Origin of the sequence: Mesorhizobium sp. WSM4976 (assembly GCF_029625685.1) — a bacterium.
Lineage (GTDB): Bacteria > Pseudomonadota > Alphaproteobacteria > Rhizobiales > Rhizobiaceae > Mesorhizobium.
On sequence record NZ_JARTVT010000040.1, the window covers coordinates 1 to 23032 of the forward strand.

Below are 23032 nucleotides of genomic sequence, written 5' to 3' on the forward strand. Positions count from 1 at the left end.
ACTCCACAACCCCTTCGGGCCAAAAGTGTTACCCATGTCTCCGGTATAAACTGTAACCTATGTGTCCGGAACGGACCTGGAAAACTTGGCTCCCCGGGCCGGATTCGAACCAGCGACCAACCGGTTAACAGCCGGTTGCTCTACCACTGAGCTACCGGGGAACGGAGGCTCTGACGTGAGTGGCGCAGCCTATAGCAAACACCTTTCGGCTTTGCAAAGAAGCAATTCGCAATTTTTCTCCAGTTTTTGATGCGGCTATTTGTGTCATCGTCCGGCGTGCCCACATATGAAGGGCTTGACACCGGCTGGGAACAAAGCGGCCGGTTATCACCTTTTTCGGTATGGTTTGGCCCGCGGATAGGTTTGGTTTTGAATGACGGCAGCTGACGACGACAACGCCCCGGCGCGGAAGATCTCGATCTTCGGCCGTGAGTTCACCATGCCGCGCTCGCGCGGCTGGCGAATCGCGATCGGCATGCTGCTTACCTTTGGCGGGCTTCTGGGCTTTTTGCCGATTCTCGGCTTCTGGATGATTCCGCTCGGTCTCCTGGTGCTCTCCTATGAATTCGCGATGATCCGACGCCACCGGCGGCGTTTCATCGTCTGGTGGGAACGTCGACGTCGACCCGACTGAGGAGAGCCCGGCGGCGCGCCGGTGGATCAGCGACAGCGATGCTCCAGCCGTCACAACCGATTGGTAATCACCATTTTCGCCGCCCTATGCGAAAGCGTCGGGAATGACGCGCCGGCGCTTGACGACCCTTGAGCGTCAACATAATGAGTTCGCTCGGAACGCCGGGAGCATTGCGAGGCCTCGTGGCGGAGTGGTTACGCAGAGGACTGCAAATCCTTGCACCCCGGTTCGATTCCGGGCGAGGCCTCCAGATGCTTGCGGACTCCAGCGCAACTGCGCCGGAGCGGGGGTTCCGGTTGAAGTTTTAGCCGCGCATTTGGCGCGGGGAGCGGATTGTTGGGACATGAGCGCTGATTTTTCCGAACGCCGCGTGAAGATGGTCGACGGCCAGATCCGCACCACCGATGTGACCAGCGCGCCTCTGATCGAAGCGATGCTAACCGTCCCGCGCGAGGCCTTTGTCGGCGCAGGGCAGCGGGATCTGGCCTATATCGACGAAGACATCCGCATCTCGGACGGCGCTAATGGCGGCGGCGCACGCTACCTGATGGAGCCGTCGCCGCTCGCCAAGCTTTTGCAACTGGCCGAGATCGACGCGAGTGATTCGGTGCTCGATGTCGGTTGCGGCAGCGGCTATTCCGCCGCATTGCTGTCCAGGCTGGCGCGGTCCGTCGTGGCATTGGAGAGCGATTCCGCGTTGGCGGAGACCGCAAAATCCACGCTTTCCAGCCTCGGCTGCCAGAATGTCATCGTGGTCACTGGGCCGTTGCCGCAGGGTCATGCCGCTAAAGCGCCTTACAACGTCATCTTCATCGGCGGCAGCGTCGAGGAAGTGCCGCAGGCGTTGCTCTACCAGCTCGGGGAAGGTGGACGCCTGGTTGCAGTCGAAGGGCGCGGCAACTCTGGCGTGGCCCGGCTGTTTTTTAAGGCCGGGGGGGTTGTAACCGGCAGACGGGCCTTTAATGCGGCAATTAAGCCACTACCGGGCTTCGAACGTGCTCACGCATTTGAATTCTGAGCGTTTTTGCCTTGCAGCGAAGGCGCTGTCATGATCGCTTGCGCCTGACAGTCGTTGCTGATTGGTTAACCGTGAGTTATCGGGAGCCTATCAGCGGGGGAACGATAGACAACGCGGCGCTGGTCGATCCGTAAGGGTAGGCTGACGTGGCGTGGTTCCCATGTGAACGAATGAGGGAAATAACGTGCCGCCCCGACACAAAAGAGTTTTAGCAGCTATTCTCGTTTCCGCGACGGCGCTTTCGCCGTTGGCAGCCTCCGCCGAGACCATTACGGGCGCTCTCGCCAAAGCCTACCAGTACAATTCGCAGCTCAACGCTGCTCGCGCCGGCGTGCGCGTCACCGATGAAGGCGTCGCCATCGCCAAGTCGGGCTGGCGCCCGACCGTCAACGGTTCTGCGAACATCGACTACACCAACACGCATGGGTTCGGCACCAGCAGGAGATTGACGACGGGCAGCTTCGGCATCGTCATCAACCAAACGCTGTTCGACGGGTTTCAGACCAAGAACAATGTCGCCGCCGCCGAAGCGCAGGTGAAAGCTTCAGTCGAAAGCCTGCGCAACACCGAAGAGAACATCCTGTTCAACGCGGCAAGCGCCTATATGGACGTGATTCGCGACCGTCAGGTCGCCGCGCTGACCCAGCAGAACCTTCAGTTCCTGACCGAACAGGCGCGCGCGGCCCGCTCGCGCTTCGAGGTCGGTGAAGGCACCCGCACCGACGTCGCCCAGGCCGACGCCTCGCGCGCCACGGCTGTGGCGCAGTTGAGCGCCGCCCGCGCTACGGCGCTGGCAAGTGCGGCCACCTATCACCAGATCGTCGGTGATGAGCCAGGCAATCTCAAGGGAGCCTCGCCGCTGGGCAAGCTGCTGCCGGGGAACCTCGATTCCGCCTTGGCCGTGGCGTCGGCCGAGCATCCGGCCATCCTGTCGACCCAGCACCTCGTGGACGCGGCGGCATTTTCGGTGAAATCGTCGGAAGGTGCGCTGTTGCCCCAGCTTTCGGCCTCCGCCGGCATTTCGGACAATTATAGTCACCAGGTTCCTGGAAGTCTGAGCAATCCCAACGGCTCGTCGACCTCAGCCAATATCGGCGCCACGCTGACCATTCCCATCTATTCGGGCGGGCGGACTGAAGCACTGGTTCGGCAGCATAAGGAATCGCTCAGCGAGGCGCGCATCCAGGTCGATGTCAGCCGCGACCAAGTGCGCCAGGCCGTGGTCTCGGCATGGACGCAATATGTCGCCGCGCGCGAAAGCGTGGATGCCAACAGGCAGGTCATCGATGCCGCGCAACTGGCGCTCAACGGCGTCATCGAAGAGCGCAATGTCGGCCAGCGTACCACGCTCGACGTTCTGAACGCGCAGAACGCCGTCATTACCGCCAAGATCAACCAGGCCAGCGCCGAGCGCGACGTGGTGGTGGCGAGCTATGCTATCCTGTCGGCGATGGGCCGCTTGTCGGTCGATCGCCTTGGCCTGCCGGTCACCAAGTACAAGCCTGAAGAGCATTACAACGCCGTCAAGGACAAGTGGACGGGACTGCGCACGCCCGACGGGCGCTGATTTCCGATCCAAGCTTCGGCTAACGCCGCGCGTCCATTGGATGTGCGGCGTTTGTCTTTCCGGATAGCTGACCGGGTTGCGCTTCGGCTAATCTGTTGAAATCTCCTAATCTGTTGAAATCCAAAGAGTCCCCAGATTGGGGATTCTCGGATGACGATCGGTCGGTTACGCTGTTGCCATTGATTCGAATTCCGGCCCGGCAGGAACGGAATTGCGTAATTGGTCACAAGGGCGGCGGATGTGACGATGGCGACGGCAAGCAGCGCGCAGCGCGAACCTTCCATGGAAGAGATACTGGCTTCCATCCGAAGGATCATCGAAGACAGCGACACCGGTCGCAAGCAGCCGGCCGAGGCCGGTGAGCTGCGCCAGGACCTGGAACCCGCTGCCGTCAACATTGCCTCCGCTGCTGTACCCCCTGTCGAGGTCGATGCCTTTCGTTCCGAATTGCATGCCGAGGCCGGCCCCCGCAGGCCGGCGACGCTGGCGGAAGTCCAGGCGCAGCTTGCAGCGACCGATCCCGTGCTTGCGCGCGCCGAGGCTCGCCCGGAGCCGGTGAAGGAAGCGCCGGCGCCGACTACCCCGCCGGAGGCCGGTGCCAGGCGCGCGGCCGAGCCGAGCGCGCCGGCAGCCGCGAACAGGCCTGCCGCTGCAAATGCGCCGCAGACCGCTGAGACCATCGTCGCCGACTGGCGGCGGGAAATCGCGGCGGCCGGAGGCAGCACGGTCACCGCGAAGCCGGCTGTGCGGGCTCCTGAAGCCGCGCTGCGGGTCGAGGTCGACAAGGAGGAGCCTGCGGTCGAAGCCGTCGCGCATGCCGGCGCTTCCCAGGCCTCCCCTCCTGAGGCCCAGTCGTCCCGTCCCGCGATCCTTTCCGAGCACACGGGCAGGCAGGTTGCCGCCGCCTTCGGCGAGCTGTCCGATGCCTTTGCCAGCCGCGGCAAGAAGAGCTTCGATGAAATGGCCGAAGAGATGCTGCGGCCGATGCTGCAGGATTGGCTCGACAACAACCTTCCGACGCTGGTCGAAAGGTTGGTGCGCGAAGAGATCGAGCGCGTGGCGCGCGGCGCGCAGTAGGCTGGCGCAACACGCAAGCTGAAAAGCGCCGGCTTCGGGCGGTGTTTTTGTTCAAGGCTCTCAGGTGAGCGCGCGTTGGCCCGACCGGCCGGGATTGTCGCCGGTCGAGGACAGGCCTATCTGTGGCAGTGATTGCTGCTCTCGCGGTTGACTCGGCCAAGACCTTCCGATTTACACCGGACCCTTGTTACCGACAGTTCGGACCTCCTCCATGCTTGAAAAGACCTACGACGCCAAGACCGTCGAGCCGAAGATCGCCAAAATCTGGGAAGAGGCCGACGCCTTCCGGGCCGGCGCCGGCGCGGAGGAAGGGGCGGAAGCCTTCACCATCGTGATCCCGCCGCCGAACGTCACCGGATCGCTGCATATGGGGCATGCGCTCAACAACACGCTGCAGGACATTCTCGTGCGGTTCGAGCGCATGCGCGGCAAGAACGTGCTTTGGCAGCCCGGCATGGATCACGCCGGCATCGCCACGCAAATGGTGGTCGAGCGCCAGCTCATGGAAAAGCAGATCCACCGCCGCGATCTCACGCGCGAGCAGTTCATCGAGAAGGTCTGGGAGTGGAAGGCCGAGTCCGGCGGCGCGATCTTCAATCAGCTGAAGCGGCTCGGCGCCTCGGCCGACTGGTCGCGCGAACGCTTCACCATGGATGAAGGCCTGTCCAAGGCCGTGCTGGAAGTCTTCGTCACGCTCTACAAGGAAGGCCTCATCTACAAGGACAAGCGCCTTGTGAACTGGGACCCGAAGCTGCTCACCGCGATTTCCGACCTCGAGGTCGAGCAGCACGAGGTCAACGGCAATCTCTGGCACTTCCGCTATCCAGTCGAAGGCGAAGCGTTCGACCCTGAAAACCCGAAGACCTTCATCACTGTCGCCACGACGCGCCCCGAGACGATGCTCGGCGACACGGCAGTGGCCGTGCATCCGGATGACGAGCGTTTCACCGATCTGGTCGGCCGCAATGTCGTGCTGCCGATCGTCGGCCGCAGGATACCGATCGTGGCGGACGAGTATTCCGATCCGGAGAAAGGCTCTGGCGCGGTCAAGATCACGCCGGCGCATGATTTCAACGACTTCGAGGTCGGCAAGCGCCACAAGCTGCCGGCGATCAACATCCTGACGGTCGAAGCCGCCATCAAGCTCAAGGACAATGAGGATTTCCTCGCCGGTCTCGATGTCACGCCGGAGCGCCAGGCCGTGTGGGACGAGCTCGACGGGCTCGACCGCATCGCTGCCCGCAAGATGGTCGTCGAACTGATGCAGGCCGGCGGGTTCCTCGACAAGGTCGAGCCGCACCGGCACACCGTGCCGCATGGCGATCGCGGCGGCGTGCCGATCGAGCCGTTCCTGACCGACCAATGGTATGTGAACGCCGCTGAGCTCGCCAAGCCGGCGATCGCCTCGGTGCGCGAGGGCCGCACGAACTTCGTTCCGAAGAACTGGGAAAAGACCTATTTCGACTGGATGGAGAACATCCAGCCCTGGTGCATTTCCCGCCAACTCTGGTGGGGCCACCAGATCCCGGCTTGGTACGGGCCTGACGGACATGTCTTCGTCGAGAAGACCGAGGAAGAGGCCTTGGCTGCGGCGGTCGAATATTACCTGGCGCTGGAAGGGCCGTGGAAGGCCTGGGTCGAGGATAAGCTCGAGAATTTTCAGCCGGGCGAGATCCTGACCCGCGACGAGGACGTGCTCGACACGTGGTTCTCGTCGGCGCTGTGGCCGTTCTCGACGCTCGGCTGGCCCGACCGGACCCCGGAGCTCAAGACCTATTACCAGACTGACGTGCTGGTGACCGGCTTCGACATCATCTTCTTCTGGGTCGCCCGCATGATGATGATGGGCCTGCACTTCATGGACGAGGAACCGTTCCACACCGTCTATGTGCATGCGCTGGTGCGCGACAAGAACGGCGCCAAGATGTCGAAGTCGAGAGGCAACGTCATCGATCCGCTCGACCTGATCGAGGAGTACGGCGCTGACGCGCTGCGCTTCACGCTGACCGTGATGGCGGCTCAGGGGCGCGACGTGAAGCTCGATCCGGCGCGCATCGCCGGATATCGCAATTTCGGCACCAAGCTCTGGAACGCGACGCGTTTCGCCGAGATGAACGAGGTTGCGCGCAACGACGATTTTTGGCTGAACGACGCCAAGCTGCCGGTCAACCGCTGGATCCTGACCGAGCTGACACGGGCGGCACGCGGGGTCACCGAAGGCATCACCAGCTATCGTTTCAACGAGGCGGCGACTGCTGCCTACCGCTTCGTCTGGAACCTGTTCTGCGACTGGTACCTGGAACTGTTGAAGCCGGTGTTCATGGGCACGGACGAGGCAGCCAAGGCCGAGAGCCGGGCCTGCGTCGCCTTCGTGCTCGACGAGATCTACAAGCTCCTGCATCCGATGATGCCGTTCATGACGGAGGAGCTGTGGGCGCAGACCGCTGGAGAGGGCAGGGAACGCTCCTCGCTGCTTTGCCATGCCGCCTGGCCATCGCCCGATTTCGAAGACGAGGAGGCCGCCGCCGACATCAATTGGCTGGTCGATCTGGTCTCGGGCATCCGCTCGGTGCGTTCGGAAATGAACGTGCCGCCGGCCGCGATCGCGCCGCTGATGGTGATCGGCGCCAACACGCTGACGCAGGAGCGGCTGGAGCGTCACGCCCAAGCGATCAAGCGGCTGGCGCGCGTCGGCGATATCGCGTTGGTCGACGCGCCGCCCAAGGGCTCGGCCCAGATCGTGCTCAACGAAGCGACGGTGAGCCTGCCGCTCGGCAGCCTGATCGACCTCCAGGCCGAGGCCGCGCGGCTGCAGAAGGAGCTGGCGAAGGTGACCGAGGAGATCGCGCGCCTGCACAAGAAGCTCTCGAACGAAAAGTTCGTCGCCAACGCGCCGGAAGAGGTGGTCGAATCCGAGCGCGAGAAGCTCGCCGAATATCGCGAGGCGCAGGAGAAGCTTTCGGTGGCTCTGACCAGGGTCCGCGACGCCGGCTGAGTGGCGAGATTCGCTCTCAGCGCGGAGGTGCTTTCCGATACGTTAGCTGCCTCGAAAATGCGCGTTCCGCTACGTTAATTTTGACGTAAACGGAAAGTTTGCGCCCTATTGTGGCCATAATGTAACAATGGGGCCGTTCAGCCCTAAAATCGGCTGTTTTTGCCCTGTTTTGGGTCCTTTCTCCGCACTTTTTCTGCTGTTTGATCGCGGTAGGCGCGATTTAGACGCCGATTACGGCGCCCGTCACCGTGGCAAGAATACGTGTTGTCAAGGTGTACGCGTACAGCTCTTTAAAACGTTGTTGCGTCGTTAACCCGAATTGGTTCTAGCTTGAGCCACTTGTATTTCGGGGAGGGATTTCCATGAATATTTTGCGTCTCAAAGCACTGCTGGGGGCAGGGTGCTTTTCGATCGCCATGGTCGGAGCCGTGATGCATCCCGCGCATGCCGGTGGCCTGGAGCGCGGCGGCTACGATATAGACCTGCTGTTCGATCCGGCGCCGGTCGCAACGGAGGCGGAAGCGACCTATGTGATGCCGGATCGCAAGTATAAGAATGCGACTGGTCGGGAAGGTACCTTCACTATTCTTAGTTCCACGGCGGACGGAGCGGAACCCTACTGGGTGCCGCGCATCGGCGTGAAGGCTCAGGTCGTCCAAGGCGTGGATTGTATGGTCGACTATTCACAGCCGTGGGGCGCCCACACCGCCCCTGGCGCGTCGTGGAATGGCGCGTTTTCGAATGTCGAAACGGATATCAAGAGCAATAACTACGCCGGTACCTGCTCATACAAGTTCGATGCCGGTAAGGGCCAGCTCCGTTTTATCGGCGGGGTGTTCTATCAGGACATTTCGGGCTTCAAGGAAAGCCTGGTGGGGTTCAATCCATTCGGGCCGTCACCAATGGGCCGTGTCGACCTCGAAGCAAGCGGCTGGGGCTGGCGCGCCGGCGTTGCCTACGAAATCCCTGAGATCGCGCTTCGCGCCAGCCTGGTCTACAATTCGAAGGTCAAGCTCGATAACATCTCAGGGACGCTGGATCTAACGAGTATTGGTCAGGGCTTGATTCCAATATACGGCTCCACGCAGTATATGCCTGACTCGGTCGAATTGAAATTACAGTCGGGTATCGCCCCCGGCTGGCTCGCCTTTGGTTCGATTAAGTGGGTTAACTGGAGCACTCTGCAAAGTGTTCCGATCTGTTCCGAGCAGACCAAAGGTTTGGCCGCGTGTACATCGGTTTCCCCCTCGCCGGTCCGGCTTACCTCTCTTGACCTGATGTATCGCGACGGCTGGACTGTTTCGGGCGGCGTAGGTCACAAGTTCAATGATCAATGGAGTGCTGCCGGCCAGCTTAGTTGGGATCGCGGTACTTCGCACGGTTATGGCGTCCAAACCGATACCTGGACGCTCGGCGGCGGTGTTGCCTACACGCCCCGGCCAAATATTGAGCTTCGCTTGGCGGGTGCCATCGGCGTCATGACGAGCGGCCATTCCGGAACGCTTACTGACGCGAATGGATATACAGCCGGTACAGATGCCACCTACGACGTCGGCAACGATCTGATCACGGCGATTTCTGGCGGCGTCAAGATCAAGTTCTAAGTTTCTGAAAATTCATCGAAAAGGGCCGGGCATCGCCCGGCCTTTTTGCTTTGGCTTCGCCCTTCCGCCGTATGTTGCAGATTCGCTGCACAACCAGGCCTCGTTCTATTGTGACGTTTCGGCAACAGTTTATGAACAACCCCTGCGTTAGAAGTCAGGTCAAGGGAACTGCCCATTTCCCGCCATAAACCCGGAGCAACCCGGATAGGTCTCGGGATGCGTGCCAGGTTGGCCCGGCGATGGGACCGGCCGCGGGGTGTGCGGCAAGGACGAGTATGGACACCAGGGTAATCTCGAAGGCCAAGCTGCCCAGCCGCTACGTGACCGAAGGTCCGGCGCGGGCGCCGCATCGCTCGTATCTCTATGCCATGGGCCTTTCGGCGACCGAGATCGCGCAGCCTTTGGTGGGCGTTGCGAGCTGCTGGAACGAGGCGGCGCCCTGCAATATCTCGCTGATGCGGCAGGCGCAGGTGGTCAAGAAGGGTGTAGCTGCCGCCAACGGCACGCCGCGCGAGTTCTGCACCATCACCGTCACGGACGGCATCGCCATGGGCCACCAAGGCATGAAGTCGTCGCTGGTCTCGCGCGAGGTGATCGCCGATTCGGTCGAGCTCACCATGCGCGGCCATTGCTACGATGCCCTGGTCGGCCTTGCCGGCTGCGACAAGTCGCTGCCCGGCATGATGATGGCGATGGTGCGGCTCAATGTGCCGTCGATCTTCATCTATGGCGGGTCGATCCTGCCCGGCAGCTATCGCGGCCGGCAGATCACCGTTCAGGACGTTTTCGAGGCCGTCGGCCAGCATTCGGTCGGCACGATCAGCGATGCCGAACTGCTGGAGATCGAGCAGGCGGCCTGTCCTTCCGCCGGTTCCTGCGGCGCCCAGTTCACCGCCAACACCATGGCCACCGTCGCAGAGGCGATCGGTTTGGCGCTGCCCTATTCCTGCGGCGCGCCGGCGCCCTACGAAATGCGCGACCGTTTCAATTTCGCCTCGGGCGAAAAGGTCATGGAACTGGTCGCCAAAAACATCCGGCCGCGCGACATCGTCACCCGCAAGGCGCTGGAAAACGCCGCGACCGTGGTGTCGGCCACCGGCGGCTCGACCAATGCGGCGCTGCATTTGCCGGCGATCGCTCATGAGGCGGGCATCAAGTTCGACCTGTTCGACGTGGCCGCGATCTTCGAGAAGACACCCTATATCGCCGACCTCAAGCCGGGCGGCAAATATGTCGCCAAGGACATGTTCGAGGCCGGCGGCATTCCGCTCCTGATGAAGACGCTGCTCGACCATGGCTATCTGCATGGCGACTGCATGACAGTCACTGGCCGCACTTTGGCCGAAAATATGGAGCACGTTTCCTGGAATGAGAGCCAGGATGTTGTGCGTCCCGCCGATCGGCCGATCACCAAGACAGGCGGCGTTGTGGGCTTGAAGGGCAACCTTGCCCCCGAAGGCGCGATTGTGAAGGTCGCGGGCATGTCGGAACTGAAATTCTCAGGGCCGGCGCGCTGCTTCGATTCGGAAGAGGAGTGCTTCGAAGCGGTCACGCAGCGCAACTACCGAGAGGGCGAGGTTCTCGTCATCCGCTACGAAGGGCCGCGCGGCGGTCCGGGCATGCGCGAGATGCTGTCGACGACGGCGGCGCTCTACGGCCAGGGCATGGGCGGCAAGGTGGCGCTGATCACCGACGGACGCTTCTCCGGCGCCACGCGCGGCTTCTGCATCGGCCATGTCGGGCCGGAGGCGGCGGTCGGCGGACCGATCGGGCTCGTCAAGGATGGCGACGTGATCTCGATCGATGCCGTGAAAGGCACGATCGAAGTGGCCCTGTCGGACGCCGAGCTGGCGGCCCGGGCAAAGAATTGGAAGCCGCGCAAGACCGACTATCAGTCCGGCGCGATCTGGAAATATGCGCAAACGGTAGGGTCGGCCCGCGACGGCGCGGTGACCCATCCGGGTGGGGCAGAAGAAACGCACTGCTATGCGGACATCTGAGGTGTTGAGGTCGTCTGTCTTTTCGGCACTGGTCGCGCTTGCGACCCTGGGCGCCGTCGGGCAGGCCATGGCCTTTGACGACAAGGTGTTCGATGACAAGACCGGCGTGAAGCCGCAGTCGAGCCCGTGGGCAGTCTTCCAGTTCGGCTTCTCTGCTTACAAGAGCGGCCATAAGGACCAGGCGGTCGAGGCCTATAAATACGCCGCCGAGAACGGTCAGATCGGCGCCACCTGGAAGCTTGCGCGCATGTACGCCGAAGGCGACGGCGTGACGCGGGACGACTATGCCGCCTTCAAGTTCTTCTCGGAAATCGTCGACCAGGATGTCGAGCCCGGCTCGCCGGAAGAAAGCTATGTGTCGGACGCGCTGGTGGCGCTCGGCGACTATCTGCGCAAGGGCATTCCCGGCACGCCGGTCGAGGAGAACGACGTCGCGGCGCAGGAATATTACATGCGCGCCGCCGCCAACTACCGCAATCCGAATGCGCAGTTCGAGATCGGCCGGATGTTCCTCAAGGGCGAGGGCGGCGTGAAGGCCAGTGTCAAGCAGGCCGGCCGCTGGCTGCAACTGGCAGCCGAGAAGGGCCACGCCGGCGCGCAGGCGACGCTCGGCAATCTCCTGTTCCAGAGTGGCAAGATCGTACGCGGCCTGGCGATGATGACGGCCGCGCTTCAGCGGGCTCCGGCAGCCGACCAGCCCTGGATCCGCAGCATGCAGGAAGAGGCGTTCGCCGCGGCCGGCGAGGCCGATCGCCGGACCGCGATCTCGCTCGCCGACGACATCCTGACCAAGGGCAACAACGGCGACCAGTAAGCGTCGGATGCTCCCCCTTCGAGGGGTGAGGCCCGCAGCGCTTTAGTTTTCAGTCGGCTCCGTCGGCGTCAGGCCGTGCGCCGGGGTCGAGATCGACGTCGGGTGCGGTTTGGGCGCTTCTCCCGAACATTCGTCCTTGATCCTGGTCCAGGACGTGTTGTTGAGAACCATGTCGCAGCGGGCGAGGTGGCTTTCGCCCTCGAGTGTCAGGCACGCCGTCTGGCCGACATTGAAGGACTTGCCGTTGGCCAAACAGGCCGGTGCCGCGAACGATGGCGTCGGCGCGGCAAGCGCCAAGGCAAGGCCGACCGGCCTGAAAAGAAATTGGATCGCCATTCAACCCCCACAACAACCTGCATAGAAGACGGGATTTGTGGCGATATCAGGGTCTTGGCGGCGTCTCAGGCCGGCTGCAGGCTGAGCTCGATCGCGACCGGCACGTGGTCGGAGGGCTTCTCCCAGGCGCGGACGTGTTTTTCCACCGAGGCCGACGAGAAGCGGTTGGCGGCTTCCGGCGACAGCAGCAGATGGTCGATGCGGATGCCGTTGTTCTTCTGCCAGGCGCCGGCCTGATAATCCCAGAAGGTGTAGACGCCGGCCGAGTCGGTCACGGAGCGCACCGCCTCGGTGAAGCCGAGATTCTTCAGCCGGCGGAAGGCCTGCCTCGTCTGCGGCTGGAACAGCGCGTCGCCCAGCCAGTTTTCGGGAAAGCGGGCATCGGCGGGCTCGGGAATGACGTTGTAGTCGCCGGCCAGCACCAGCGCCTCTTCCAGGCGCAGCCGCTCTTCCGCCCAGCGCTCCAGCCGCGCCATCCAGGCGAGCTTGTAGGAAAACTTCCGCTCATCGTCGATCGGATTACCGTTGGGTAGATAAAGCGAAGCGACGCGCAGGGCGCCCTGATCGGTGGAAAAGACGCCTTCGATGAATCGGGCATGGTCGTCGGCATCGTCGCCCGGCAGGCCGCGATTGACCTCGTCGAAGGGAAGCTTCGACAGGATCGCGACGCCGTTGAAGCTCTTCTGGCCGTTGGTCTCGACATTGTAGCCCAGCGCCTCGATCTCGGCGCGCGGGAACTGCTCGTCGACCGTCTTGATCTCCTGCAGACAGACGATGTCCGGCGCGCTTTCGGTCAGCCAATGGGTTAGGTTGCCGATGCGGGCGCGAACGCCGTTGATGTTCCAGGTGACGATCTTCATGCAGGCCTCGATGCTGTTCGGACGGAAGGCGTTCGACGACGCGGATCGTATTGCCTGTACGGGCCTTTCGAAAGGCCGTCCATTCGCATTCCTGCCAATAAGCGCGTCACGACCATACACCGACGGTTTGCGCCGGTAATAGGCTCGCGAACTTGCAGCCGATCAGATGGAGAAGCTGGTGCCGCAGCCGCAGGAGGCGACCGCGTTAGGGTTCCTGATCTGGAAGGACTGGCCCATCAGGTCGTCCACGAAGTCGATCACCGAACCGCCCATGTAGACCAGCGACAGGTCGTCGATCAGGATGGTCGCGCCATCCTTCTCGATGGCGACATCGTCATCGTTCGCACCTGCCACGAGATCGAATTTGTAGGAAAAGCCGGAGCAGCCGCCGCCTTCCACGGAGACGCGCAGAGCCGTCTTGCCCGGTTCGCCGGCAACGATCCTGGAAATCCGCTTTGCCGCGGCGTCGGTCATTTCGACCTTCATGGCAGTCTCGGCATCCGCGCCCATCGGCGTCACCTTGCTTTCGATTTCACATGATAGGTATGAAGCGGGCAGGGCCAAGTCAACTGGTGGGTCAATGGAAGAGCAGCGGGGCAAGGATGCCCTCGGCGACATCGGGTTCGGCTATCGGCCGCGCGCCGTCTATGCGAGCGACCCGGCGCGTTCGCGCGGGCGGCTGTTCCCGGAGGCCGAAAGCCCGACGCGCACGCCGTTCCAGCGCGACCGCGACCGCATCATCCATTCCACCGCTTTCCGCCGGCTGAAGCACAAGACCCAGGTCTTCGTCGCGCATGAGGGCGACCATTACCGCACTCGGCTGACGCATTCGATCGAGGTGGCGCAGATTGCCCGCGCCTTGGCGCGGGCATTGCGCGGCGATGAGGACCTCGCCGAGGCCGTGGCTCTTGTGCATGATTTCGGCCACACGCCGTTCGGGCATACAGGCGAGGACGCGCTCAACGAGAAGATGGCCGCCTGGGGCGGCTTCGATCACAATGCGCAGTCGCTGCGCGTCGTCACGCGGCTTGAGCGGCGCTATGCCGAATTCGACGGGCTGAACCTCACCTGGGAAACGCTTGAAGGACTGGTCAAGCACAATGGGCCGCTGACCGACGCGAGCGGGAAGGGGCTCAAAGGTCCGGTGCCGCAGGCGATCCGCGATTATTCGGAGCTGCACGATCTCGAGCTCGACCGTTTCGCTGGCATTGAGGCGCAGTGCGCCGCGATTGCCGACGACATCGCCTACAACACCCACGACATCGATGACGGCCTGCGCGCGGGCCTGCTGACGCTGGACATGCTGGATGAGGTCGGCCTCCCGGGCTCGATCCTGACGGGTGTACGTGCGAAATACCCCCAGCTCGACGATGTCCGCACCGGCCATGAGCTGATGCGCCGTCAGATCACCTTGATGGTCGAGGATGTCATCGCATCGACTACCGCCAATATCGAGCGGCTCAAGCCGGACAGCGCCGATGCGGTGCGGGCTGCGGGGGAGACCCTGGTGAGGTTTTCGGCAGCCATGGCGGCGGCCGAAAAGGAATTGAAGGCTTTCCTCTATAAGCATCTCTACCGGCACCCGGAAGTGATGCGTGTGCGGGCCGATGCCGAGCGCATCGTGCGTGAGTTGTTCGACGTCTATTTCGCCGATCCTCGCGCCATGCCCGATGGCTGGCGCGAAGGGCTCGACCGGGCCGAGGATCGCATCAAGGCGCGCAGCGTCGCCGACTTCCTGGCCGGCATGACCGACACCTATGCGCTGAAGGAACATCGGCGTCTGTTTGACCATACGCCCGATTTGAGTTAGGGCGAGCCTCGATTTTGCCGGCCGGTGGGCCGGTGCTTCTTAAGCCCAGAGCATATCCAATGAATATCTTCGCCGATTTCAACGCGCGGATCGTAAAGGCCGTCGAAGCCCTTGCTCTCAAGGACAAGGAGGGGGCCGCGCTCGACCTGTCGCGCATCGCGGTCGAGCCGCCGCGCGACGCGAGCCATGGCGATCTCGCCACCAATGCGGCGATGGTGCTGGCCAAGCCCACCGGACAGAACCCGCGCGCGCTTGCCGAGAAACTCGCCGAAGCGCTGCGTAGCGACGCCGATATCGCTTCGGCCGAGATCGCTGGGCCTGGCTTCGTCAATCTCAGGCTCAAGGACGCGTTCTGGCACGCGCATCTGGCGGCACTGCTTGGCGAGGGGCGCAATTATGGCCGCTCGACCATCGGAGGCGGCCGCAAGGCAAATGTCGAATATGTCTCGGCCAACCCGACCGGCCCCATGCATGTCGGCCATTGCCGCGGCGCCGTGGTCGGAGACACTCTAGCCAATCTGATGGCCTTCGCCGGCTACGACGTGACCAAGGAATATGTGATCAACGACGCCGGCTCGCAGATCGATGTGCTCGGCCGTTCGGCGCTGTTGCGCTATCGTCAGGCGCTTGGCGAAGACATCGGCGAGATCCCCTCGGGTCTTTATCCAGGCGACTATCTGGTCCCGGTGGGTCAGGCGCTGGCTGAGGAGTTCGGCCTCGGCTTGCTGGAGATGCCGGAAGACGAAGCGCTGCCGATCGTGAAGGATCGCACTGTCGACGCGATGATGGCGATGATCCGCGAGGATCTGGCGCTGCTCAACGTGCATCACGACGTGTTTTTCTCCGAGCGCACGCTGCACGCCGACAATGCCAAGAAGATCCGCGCGGCGATCGCCGACCTGACGCTCAAGGGGCATATCTACAAGGGCAAGCTGCCGCCGCCGAAGGGCGAGAAGCCGGACGACTGGGAAGATCGCGAGCAGACCCTGTTCCGCTCAACCGCTGTCGGCGACGACATGGACAGGGCCCTGGTCAAGTCGGACGGCTCGTTCACCTATTTTGCCGCCGACGTCGCCTATCTCAAGGACAAGGTCGAGCGGGGCTTTGTCGATCTGATCTATGTGCTCGGCGCCGACCATGGCGGCTATGTGAAGCGGCTCGAGGCGCTGGCGCGGGCGGTGGCCGGCGATACGGTCAAGCTGACGGTGCTGCTCTGCCAGCTCGTAAAACTGTTCCGCGACGGCGAGCCGGTCCGGATGTCGAAGCGGTCCGGCGATTTCGTAACGTTGCGCGACGTGGTGGAGGAGGTCGGCCGCGACCCGATCCGCTTCATGATGCTTTACCGCAAGAACGATGCGCCGCTCGATTTCGACTTCGCCAAGGTCACGGAACAGTCGAAGGACAATCCGGTGTTCTATGTGCAGTACGCTTCGGCGCGCTGCCATTCCGTCTTTAGGCAGGCGAGCGAGCAGCTCGGCGAGGCGAATTTTGACCGCAACCGGCTCGCGGCCTCGGTGGCTGCGCTCACCGACGAAGGCGAAATCGCGCTGATCCGGAAGCTGGCTGAATATCCAAGATTGATCGAATCCGCTGCGCTTTCGCTGGAGCCGCACCGGCTCGCTTTCTACCTCTATGACCTGGCTTCAGGCTTCCATGCACAGTGGAATCGCGGCCACGACAACCAGGACTTACGTTTTGTTAAGGTTAACGACCGAGAATCAACCTATGCCAGACTGGGGCTGGTGCAGGCTGTTTCGGATGTCTTGACCTCCGGCCTGACGCTAATCGGGGCAGACGCGCCCACGGAAATGCGTTAGGTTTAACTAAAAAACCTGTCACCTTTTGCCCACATTGCGCTGGTAAGGGCCAACCCTGCGCGACGTCCATGGCGTCCGACTTTGTGCGAGTTCGGGAACAATAATGGCAGACAGAACCCCGCTGAAAGTAGCCGACCACAACGATATCGCCGACGATGATCCGTTCGCGGAACTGACCCGGATCATGGGTTTCGACCCGCGCCAGCCGGTCAGGCAAACGGCCCCCGCGGCCGAGAAGGCCATGCCGGCCAGCGCGGGGGCTGACGATTTCGACATCGACCTTGAGAAGGAGTTGATGGGCGAGTTCGATTCCGTCGAGGAAAGCGCGCCGGTCGCTCAGCAGGCTGGCATCCACCAGATCAGCCATGAGCCGGCTTTCGATGCCGCCAGTGCCGTCGCGAATAACGACGAACTGACGGCTTCCTTCGAGCAGGATTTCGTCTTTGACGACGCGGCGGATCATGCCGACTTTGCCGTGGCGCGCGCACCGGAGCCGCAGTTCGCTCCAGAACCGCTCGCTTCAGAACCGCACGTGCCCGCTGAGCCCGAAGTCGCGCCAGAGGCGCATTTCGCGTCTGAGCGTTTTACGCCGGAACCGGAAGTCGCTCCCGAGCCGGAAGTCGCTTTCGACGATGATTTCGACAAGGCAGTCGCCAGTTCGCTGCATGTCACGCCGCTCGAAGATGATCTTCCGATCGACCAGGAAATGGCGGCTTCGCTGGACCAGGATTTCCAGCTCGACCATCACGAACCGGTGGACGCACGTCAGGATGCCGTCGAAGCCATGCAGGCCGCGAGCGAAGAAGCGTTCGACGCCGATTTCGACAGTGCGGTCCACATATCGCTCGAAGACGAGCTGTCGTTTGAAAGCCATGAGCCGGAGCCGCGGGCGCAGGCCGTCGAGCCGGTCGAAGATCATGCAGCCGCCCCGCCGATCTCCGAAGATGATTTCGCCGGCCGTTTCGACGAGGCGCTGAGCGACGATATCAATCTCGGCGAGGACCAGGATTTTCAGGAACCGGAGCTGTCGCTCGGCGATGAGCCGGGGCCGATGGTCGAGGCGGAGGCCGCCCACTTTGCCGCTGAGCCGGAACCCGTCGCGCCCGAACCGTCTGCCGCGCTGACCCTCGATGACGATTTAGAGCTGAGCTTCCGCGACGCGCTGAACGAAGAGCCGCAGGCTTCGGCCGTGGAGCCCGCCGCCGCGTTGCAGCCGGCCGCGCCGACTCCGGTCGTCGCCGCTCCGGTCCCACCAGTCGCCGGTGCTCCGGTCGCTCCGTTCGCGGCGGTGGAACCGGCAAAGCCGGCCGCCACCGAGCGCAGCCTGGAGGACGAGCTCAACGCGTTGCTCGGCGCCATGACCGCGCGGCCGATGCCGGCGGTCAAGGAGCCTGCTCCCGCGCCACGGCTGGTTGCCGAACCTGAGAGCCATGCCGGTGGGCATGCGGCCGCCGACGATCTCGACTGGGATCTCGACGAGCACCAGCCGGCGCAGGGCGGACAGGGCGCCCAGCCGGCCGACAGCGACCTGGACGATCTGCTCGCCAACGAGCTCGACCGCCAGGATTTTGCCGCCTCGGCAGAGGCCGAGCCCTCCAGGACCGGGCCTTCCGCGGCCGAACAGGACATCGATTTCGACGACGACGCCTTCGGCGCCGCTTTCGCCAAGAGCATCGAAGCTGAGCAGGCGGCCGCCGCCAGCGCGAGGCCTCCGGCAAATTCGTCCGATTGGATGCATCCGACGCCCGTTGAGCAGACAAGGTCTTGGAGCCGTTCGACCCCGACCGCCGCTCCGCCTGTGCAAGCCCCGTTTGCGGCACCGCCGGCCCCCGCGGCGCCGGTGCAGATGGCAGCGCCTTCAGCGCCGCTGCATATGACCACGCCTGCTTACCGCAACGAGCCGGCACCAGATTATTCCGCCTATGCCAAGCCGGCGCAGGCCCCGACGGCAACGCCGCAGCCCCGCCAGCATGACGACGTCCCGGACGTCGAGACGATCGATGTGCCGGAGCGCGTTGTCGCACTTGCGGACGATCTCGACATTCCGGAGCTCAGCTTCGAGGACGATCAGCCGGCCGCCGCCGCTTATGACGATCTGGACGCGGAATTCGCGAGCCTGCTCACGGACATGAACGCGACGGAGATCGCGTCGGCGCCCGTGCAGAACCGTGGCTATGACGACGAAACCTACAGCGCGGGGTTCAACGGCTATGACCGTCGCGACCTGCGGGCCGAGGCTCAGGCGGCTCCAGCCGCTCCGGCTTCCTTCGCCGCCGCGAACGATTATGACGCCGACGATCTGCCCGGCAGCCGGCCTGTCTCGCAGGCGGACGAATTCGCCAACGACGAGCTCGACTACGATCCTGAGCTCGAAGAGGCGATGGCGATCCCCGGTCTTGCCGAACGCGAGGCGGCGCAGCCGCGCCGTCGCGGCACGATGATCGCGGCTCTGGTCGGCGCCGTGGTGGTGCTCGGCGGCCTTGGCGCGCTGGCCGTCTCCTTCGGCGGCAAGGGCGGCAGCGAGGCTCCGGTGATCGTCAAGGCCGACAATTCGCCGATCAAGGTAAAGCCCGAAAATCCAGGTGGCACGGTGGTGCCGAACCAGGACAGCAAGGTTTACGACGCGGTTGCCAAGGGCGGTAGCGCGGCCAAGCCCACCGAGCCGGTTCAGCAGAAGCTGGTGAACACCACCGAGCAGCCCGTGGACCTGGCCTCGAAGGAACCGCCGCCGAGCCGCGTGGTAGATCTTTCGCCCAACGACGCCGCGGCCGGCACCGACGCCGCGCAGAATTCGAGCACCGCACTGCCCGGCGTCACGCAGGCGGATGTGCCCGAAAGCGCGCAACCTGCCGCGCCGGCAAGCGCGCAGCCGGCGGCACCGGCGCCGAAGTCGGAAGACCGTATCGCCCAGGTGCTGCAGCAGGATGCCGACAACACGGCCAACAGTGACGTCGTCGCCGTCGCGCCGCGCAAGGTGAAGACCATGATGGTCAAGCCTGACGGCTCGCTGGTGCCGCGCGAGGATTCGGCCCCGGCCGCGCCGAAGGTCGCGGCTGCCGAGCCGAGCGATCCGGCGCCGCAGCATGTCGCGCCGGCTTCCGACGGCCAGCAGACGGGAACGGTGGCTTCTGACGCGAGCCAGGCCGATACGGGCCAGGCCGATGCGTCGACCGTCAAGCCGGCGAAGCCCACCAAGAAGGCTGAAGCCAAGTCGCAGTCGAGCAATACGCCGGCGACGGTGCCGGTGGCGCCGGCGCGTCCGTCCGACCAGCCGGTCGATATTGTCGGCGAGGTGAAGCCGGACCAGGTCGCTTCCATCGATCCGGCGGCAGCCGCCGGCGGCGGCTCGTGGTCGATGCAGATCGCCTCTCAGCCGACGGTGCAAAGCGCGCAGTCCACCTATCAGGACCTGCAGCGCCGGTATGGCAGCGTGCTCTCCGGCCACACCGCCAACATCGTCAAGGCCGAGGTCGCGGGCAAGGGCACCTTCTACCGCGTCCGCGTACCGGCCCAGTCGCGCAACGATGCGATCGCGCTCTGCACCAGCTACAAGGCGGCCGGCGGCAACTGCTTCGTGTCGCGCTGACGGTCTCAGCTTTACAAAGGCCGGCGCCGCCGAAAGGCCGCGCCGGCTTTTCGTTGTGGACGGTTGTGGGCTTTGGCCCATCCAAGGGCAGGGGTGATTCCCTTTGCTCGCTCAAAGCCTTAAGCTCCCGTCTATGAGCGAATCAAAATCCATGATCCTCGGCTGCGCCGGGAAATCCCTCACCGAAGACGAGATCCGTTTCTATCGGGACGAACGTCCCTGGGGTTTCATCCTGTTTGCGCGCAACATCGGCGAGGCCGGGCAGATCCGCGAGCTTGTCGCCACGATGCGCGACTGCGTCGGCCGCCCGGATGCACCGGTCTTCATCGACCAGGAAGGCGGCAGGGTGCAGCGCTTGCGTCCGCCGCTGGCGCCGAACTATCCGGCAGGGGGCGCGCTTGGCGCGCTGTGGCGCGAGGACAAGGAAGCCGGCGGCCGCGCCGCCTGGCTGCTGGCGCGGCTGCATGCCTTCGATCTATCCCGCCTGGGCATCACCGTCGACTGCCTGCCGGTGCTCGACGTTCCGGTCGAAGGCGCCAGCGACGTCATCGGCGCGCGCGCCTATGGCAAGGAGCCCAATGCTGTGATCGAGCTTGGCCGGGCCTCGGCCGAGGGCTTGATGTCGGGCGGCGTGCTGCCGGTGATGAAGCATATTCCCGGCCATGGTCGGGCATCCGCCGACACGCATTTCGCGCTGCCGACCGTCGATACGCCGCTCGAGGAGCTCAGGAGGCATGATTTCGCCCCGTTCAAGGCGTTGAACGAGCTGCCGATGGCGATGACGGCGCATGTCGTCTACAGCGCCGTCGACCCTGACAATCCGGCGACGACGTCCGCCAAGGTCGTCGATCAAGTGATCCGCGGCGAGATCGGCTTCGACGGGCTGTTGATGAGCGACGACACCTCGATGAAGGCACTTTCTGGGGATTTCCCGACAAAGGCGGCCTCGATCCTTGCGGCGGGCTGCGATCTCGTCCTTCACTGCAACGGCGTTTTCGAGGAGATGTCGGGGATCGCCTCGCGCACGACGGCGCTGTCGGGCAAGTCCTTGCAACGCGCGGAGCGGGCGCTGACCTATATAAAGGATCGCGACGTCGCCGACGAAACGACGATACGCGCAGAATTCGCCACCTATTTCGAAGCGGTGGCCTGAACCGAAGGGACGAAAGGCACGTGGCGGAGACATTGGAAGGCAAGGCCGCGAAGGCCGCACCGATGGACCGCCTGTGGGCCGAGAACGACGATTCACGTCTGACCGGCGACCCCTCGCTGGTCGTGGATGTGGCCGGTTTCGAAGGGCCGCTCGATCTTCTCTTGCATCTTGCCCGCAACCAGAAGGTCGATCTGGCGCGCATTTCGATACTGGCTTTGGCCGAGCAGTATCTGGCCTTCATCGAGAAGGTGCGGGCCCTCAGGCTCGAGCTTGCCGCCGATTATCTGGTGATGGCGGCATGGCTCGCCTTCCTGAAGTCGAAGCTCTTGATCCCGAAACAGCCGGGCGAGGAGGGCGAAAGCGGCGAGGAACTGGCGGCGGTGCTGCAATTCCGGCTGAAGCGGCTGGAAGCCATGCGCGACGCCTCGGCGCGGCTGGTCAACCGCAACCGGCTCGGCCGCGACGTCTTCGCGCGGGGCATGCCGGAAATGGTCATCGTCGAGAAGCGCAACAGCTTTTCGGCTTCGCTCTACGATCTGCTCACCGCCTACGCGCAGCAGCGCCAGCGGCAGGCGATCAACAATGTGACGATCGCCCGGCGCGCCGTGTGGTCGCTGAAGGATGCGCGTGAGGTGCTGGCGCGGCTGGTCGGCTCGGTCGGCGACTGGACGGCGCTCGACAGCTTCCTGATCGAGTATCTGGCAGCGCCGGAAGAGAAGCGCACGGCGATGGCCAGTTCCTTCGCGGCGACGCTCGAAATGGTGCGCGAGGGCAAACTGGAGGTGCGGCAGGATCAGGTGTTCGCGCCAATCTATCTGCGCGGCCGCGGGCAAAGGGTGAAGGCAGTCGAGGTGGTATCATGAGCGAACGCGCCAACGCTTCGGTGATCCCGTTCAAGGTCGAGGACGGGCCGGAAGACGAGATGGCCGAGCAGGGATCCATCGAAAACCCCGCCGAGCGGCTGCAATTGTCGGAAGCCGTGCGGATGGCCGAGGCGATCGTTTTCGCCAGCGCCGAGCCGGTCAGCGAAAAGCAGCTTGCCGCGCGCCTGCCGGAAGGCGTCAACATCGCCGCCGCAATGGCCGATCTGCAGCAGATCTACGCCAAGCGCGGCGTCAACCTGGTGCGGGTCGCCGATGCCTGGGCCTTCCGTACCGCGGGTGACCTGGCTTTCCTGATGAGCCGGGACTCCGTCCAGCAGAGAAAGCTGTCGCGCGCGGCGCTCGAAGTGCTGGCGATCATCGCATATCACCAGCCCGTCACGCGCGCCGAGATCGAGGACATCAGAGGCGTTGAGACCTCCAAGGGCACGCTCGACACGCTGCTCGAAACGGAATGGGTCAGGATGCGCGGCCGTCGCCGCACGCCCGGGCGGCCGGTGACCTATGGCACCACCGACGCCTTCCTCGACCATTTCGCGCTGGAGGAGATCCGCGATCTACCCGGTATGGAAGAGTTGAAGGGCGCCGGCCTGCTCTCGACGCGCATGCCGGCCAATTTCTCGATGCCGGTGCCGCCAGCGGATCCGGACGCGCTGACCGAGGATGAGGATGAGCTGACCGATATCGACCTCGAGGAACTCGGGCTGCTGACGCCGCGCGTCACGGAAGAGTGACCGCGGAACCGGCACGGATGGTCTATTAGCAAGGCCTGCGCGGATTCGTAGCAAGGCGTTCACGCCGAAAGTGCGTGACATCCGCTAGCCATTTTATCAACTTCATTGCGGTTGTGTTTGAAACCCCGAGCGAAAACGCATAGATC

17 protein-coding genes and 2 tRNA genes are annotated in these 23032 nt (G+C 63.7%); 15 read left to right on the plus strand and 4 right to left on the minus strand.

Features of this window, described 5'->3' with window-relative positions; all coding sequences use genetic code 11:
* Window positions 1-86: 86 nt before the first annotated feature.
* Window positions 87-161 (minus strand) — tRNA-Asn (locus tag P9272_RS32470).
* A gap of 212 nt (window positions 162-373) precedes the next feature.
* On the opposite strand from P9272_RS32470, the gene P9272_RS32475 reads away from it, so the two are divergent.
* The 9 genes from P9272_RS32475 to P9272_RS32515 all read left to right on the plus strand — a co-directional run bounded on the left by P9272_RS32475 (window position 374) and on the right by P9272_RS32515 (window position 11709).
* Window positions 374-634 (plus strand): hypothetical protein, encoded by a 261-nt coding sequence (locus P9272_RS32475; RefSeq protein WP_128257457.1) that lies wholly within the window; start codon window positions 374-376, stop codon window positions 632-634.
* Window positions 635-810: 176 nt separating this feature from the next.
* Window positions 811-884: transfer RNA gene (locus tag P9272_RS32480), tRNA-Cys, on the plus strand.
* Between the two features lie 93 nt (window positions 885-977).
* On the plus strand, window positions 978-1652 hold the full coding sequence (locus P9272_RS32485) for a protein-L-isoaspartate O-methyltransferase (protein WP_128257456.1): 675 nt from the start codon (window positions 978-980) through the stop codon (window positions 1650-1652).
* 184 nt (window positions 1653-1836) lie between these two features.
* Window positions 1837-3219, plus strand: a complete 1383-nt coding sequence (locus P9272_RS32490) for a TolC family outer membrane protein (RefSeq protein WP_128257455.1) — start codon at window positions 1837-1839, stop codon at window positions 3217-3219.
* 246 nt (window positions 3220-3465) lie between these two features.
* Window positions 3466-4296 (plus strand): PopZ family protein, encoded by an 831-nt coding sequence (locus tag P9272_RS32495; protein ID WP_278164075.1) that lies wholly within the window; start codon window positions 3466-3468, stop codon window positions 4294-4296.
* Window positions 4297-4507: 211 nt separating this feature from the next.
* Window positions 4508-7291 carry a valine--tRNA ligase gene (locus P9272_RS32500; protein WP_278164078.1) on the plus strand — a complete coding sequence of 928 codons (2784 nt, stop codon included), beginning with the start codon at window positions 4508-4510 and terminating at the stop codon, window positions 7289-7291.
* Window positions 7292-7653: 362 nt separating this feature from the next.
* Entirely contained in the window at window positions 7654-8895 is a 1242-nt protein-coding gene (locus tag P9272_RS32505) for an OmpP1/FadL family transporter (RefSeq protein WP_278164079.1), read from the plus strand.
* 275 nt (window positions 8896-9170) lie between these two features.
* Complete coding sequence (gene ilvD, locus P9272_RS32510; protein ID WP_278164081.1) at window positions 9171-10895, plus strand: dihydroxy-acid dehydratase; 1725 nt, start codon at window positions 9171-9173, stop codon at window positions 10893-10895.
* Window positions 10882-11709: a tetratricopeptide repeat protein gene (locus P9272_RS32515; protein ID WP_128257450.1), complete on the plus strand. Its 828-nt coding sequence runs from the start codon at window positions 10882-10884 to the stop codon at window positions 11707-11709. The genes ilvD and P9272_RS32515 overlap by 14 nt, the downstream gene beginning before the upstream one ends.
* A gap of 42 nt (window positions 11710-11751) precedes the next feature.
* Here P9272_RS32515 and P9272_RS32520 read toward each other — a convergent pair whose 3' ends face one another.
* The 3 genes from P9272_RS32520 to erpA all read right to left on the minus strand — a co-directional run bounded on the left by P9272_RS32520 (window position 11752) and on the right by erpA (window position 13415).
* Window positions 11752-12045 carry a hypothetical protein gene (locus P9272_RS32520; RefSeq protein WP_278164084.1) on the minus strand — a complete coding sequence of 98 codons (294 nt, stop codon included), beginning with the start codon at window positions 12043-12045 and terminating at the stop codon, window positions 11752-11754.
* Window positions 12046-12110: 65 nt separating this feature from the next.
* A complete protein-coding gene (xth, locus tag P9272_RS32525; protein ID WP_128257448.1) occupies window positions 12111-12905 on the minus strand; it encodes an exodeoxyribonuclease III in 795 nt (264 codons plus the stop codon).
* Between the two features lie 162 nt (window positions 12906-13067).
* Window positions 13068-13415 (minus strand): iron-sulfur cluster insertion protein ErpA, encoded by a 348-nt coding sequence (gene erpA, locus P9272_RS32530; RefSeq protein ID WP_278164087.1) that lies wholly within the window; start codon window positions 13413-13415, stop codon window positions 13068-13070.
* A gap of 70 nt (window positions 13416-13485) precedes the next feature.
* On the opposite strand from erpA, the gene P9272_RS32535 reads away from it, so the two are divergent.
* The 6 genes from P9272_RS32535 (at window position 13486) to scpB (ending at window position 22886) form a co-directional block, all read left to right on the plus strand.
* Window positions 13486-14715: a deoxyguanosinetriphosphate triphosphohydrolase gene (locus tag P9272_RS32535; protein WP_278164089.1), complete on the plus strand. Its 1230-nt coding sequence runs from the start codon at window positions 13486-13488 to the stop codon at window positions 14713-14715.
* Window positions 14716-14774: 59 nt separating this feature from the next.
* Window positions 14775-16532 (plus strand): arginine--tRNA ligase, encoded by a 1758-nt coding sequence (argS, locus tag P9272_RS32540; RefSeq protein ID WP_128257445.1) that lies wholly within the window; start codon window positions 14775-14777, stop codon window positions 16530-16532.
* 103 nt (window positions 16533-16635) lie between these two features.
* On the plus strand, window positions 16636-20118 hold the full coding sequence (locus P9272_RS32545; RefSeq protein WP_278164091.1) for an SPOR domain-containing protein: 3483 nt from the start codon (window positions 16636-16638) through the stop codon (window positions 20116-20118).
* Window positions 20119-20251: 133 nt separating this feature from the next.
* Window positions 20252-21271, plus strand: coding sequence for a beta-N-acetylhexosaminidase (gene nagZ, locus P9272_RS32550; RefSeq protein WP_278164094.1), 1020 nt, complete (start codon window positions 20252-20254; stop codon window positions 21269-21271).
* Between the two features lie 62 nt (window positions 21272-21333).
* The gene (locus P9272_RS32555) at window positions 21334-22134 is read left to right on the plus strand and encodes a ScpA family protein (RefSeq protein WP_278164147.1); all 801 of its coding nucleotides are present in this window, start codon (window positions 21334-21336) and stop codon (window positions 22132-22134) included.
* Window positions 22131-22886 (plus strand): SMC-Scp complex subunit ScpB, encoded by a 756-nt coding sequence (gene scpB / locus P9272_RS32560; protein ID WP_278164096.1) that lies wholly within the window; start codon window positions 22131-22133, stop codon window positions 22884-22886. Before P9272_RS32555 ends, scpB begins: the two co-directional genes overlap by 4 nt.
* Window positions 22887-23032 lie beyond the last annotated feature (146 nt).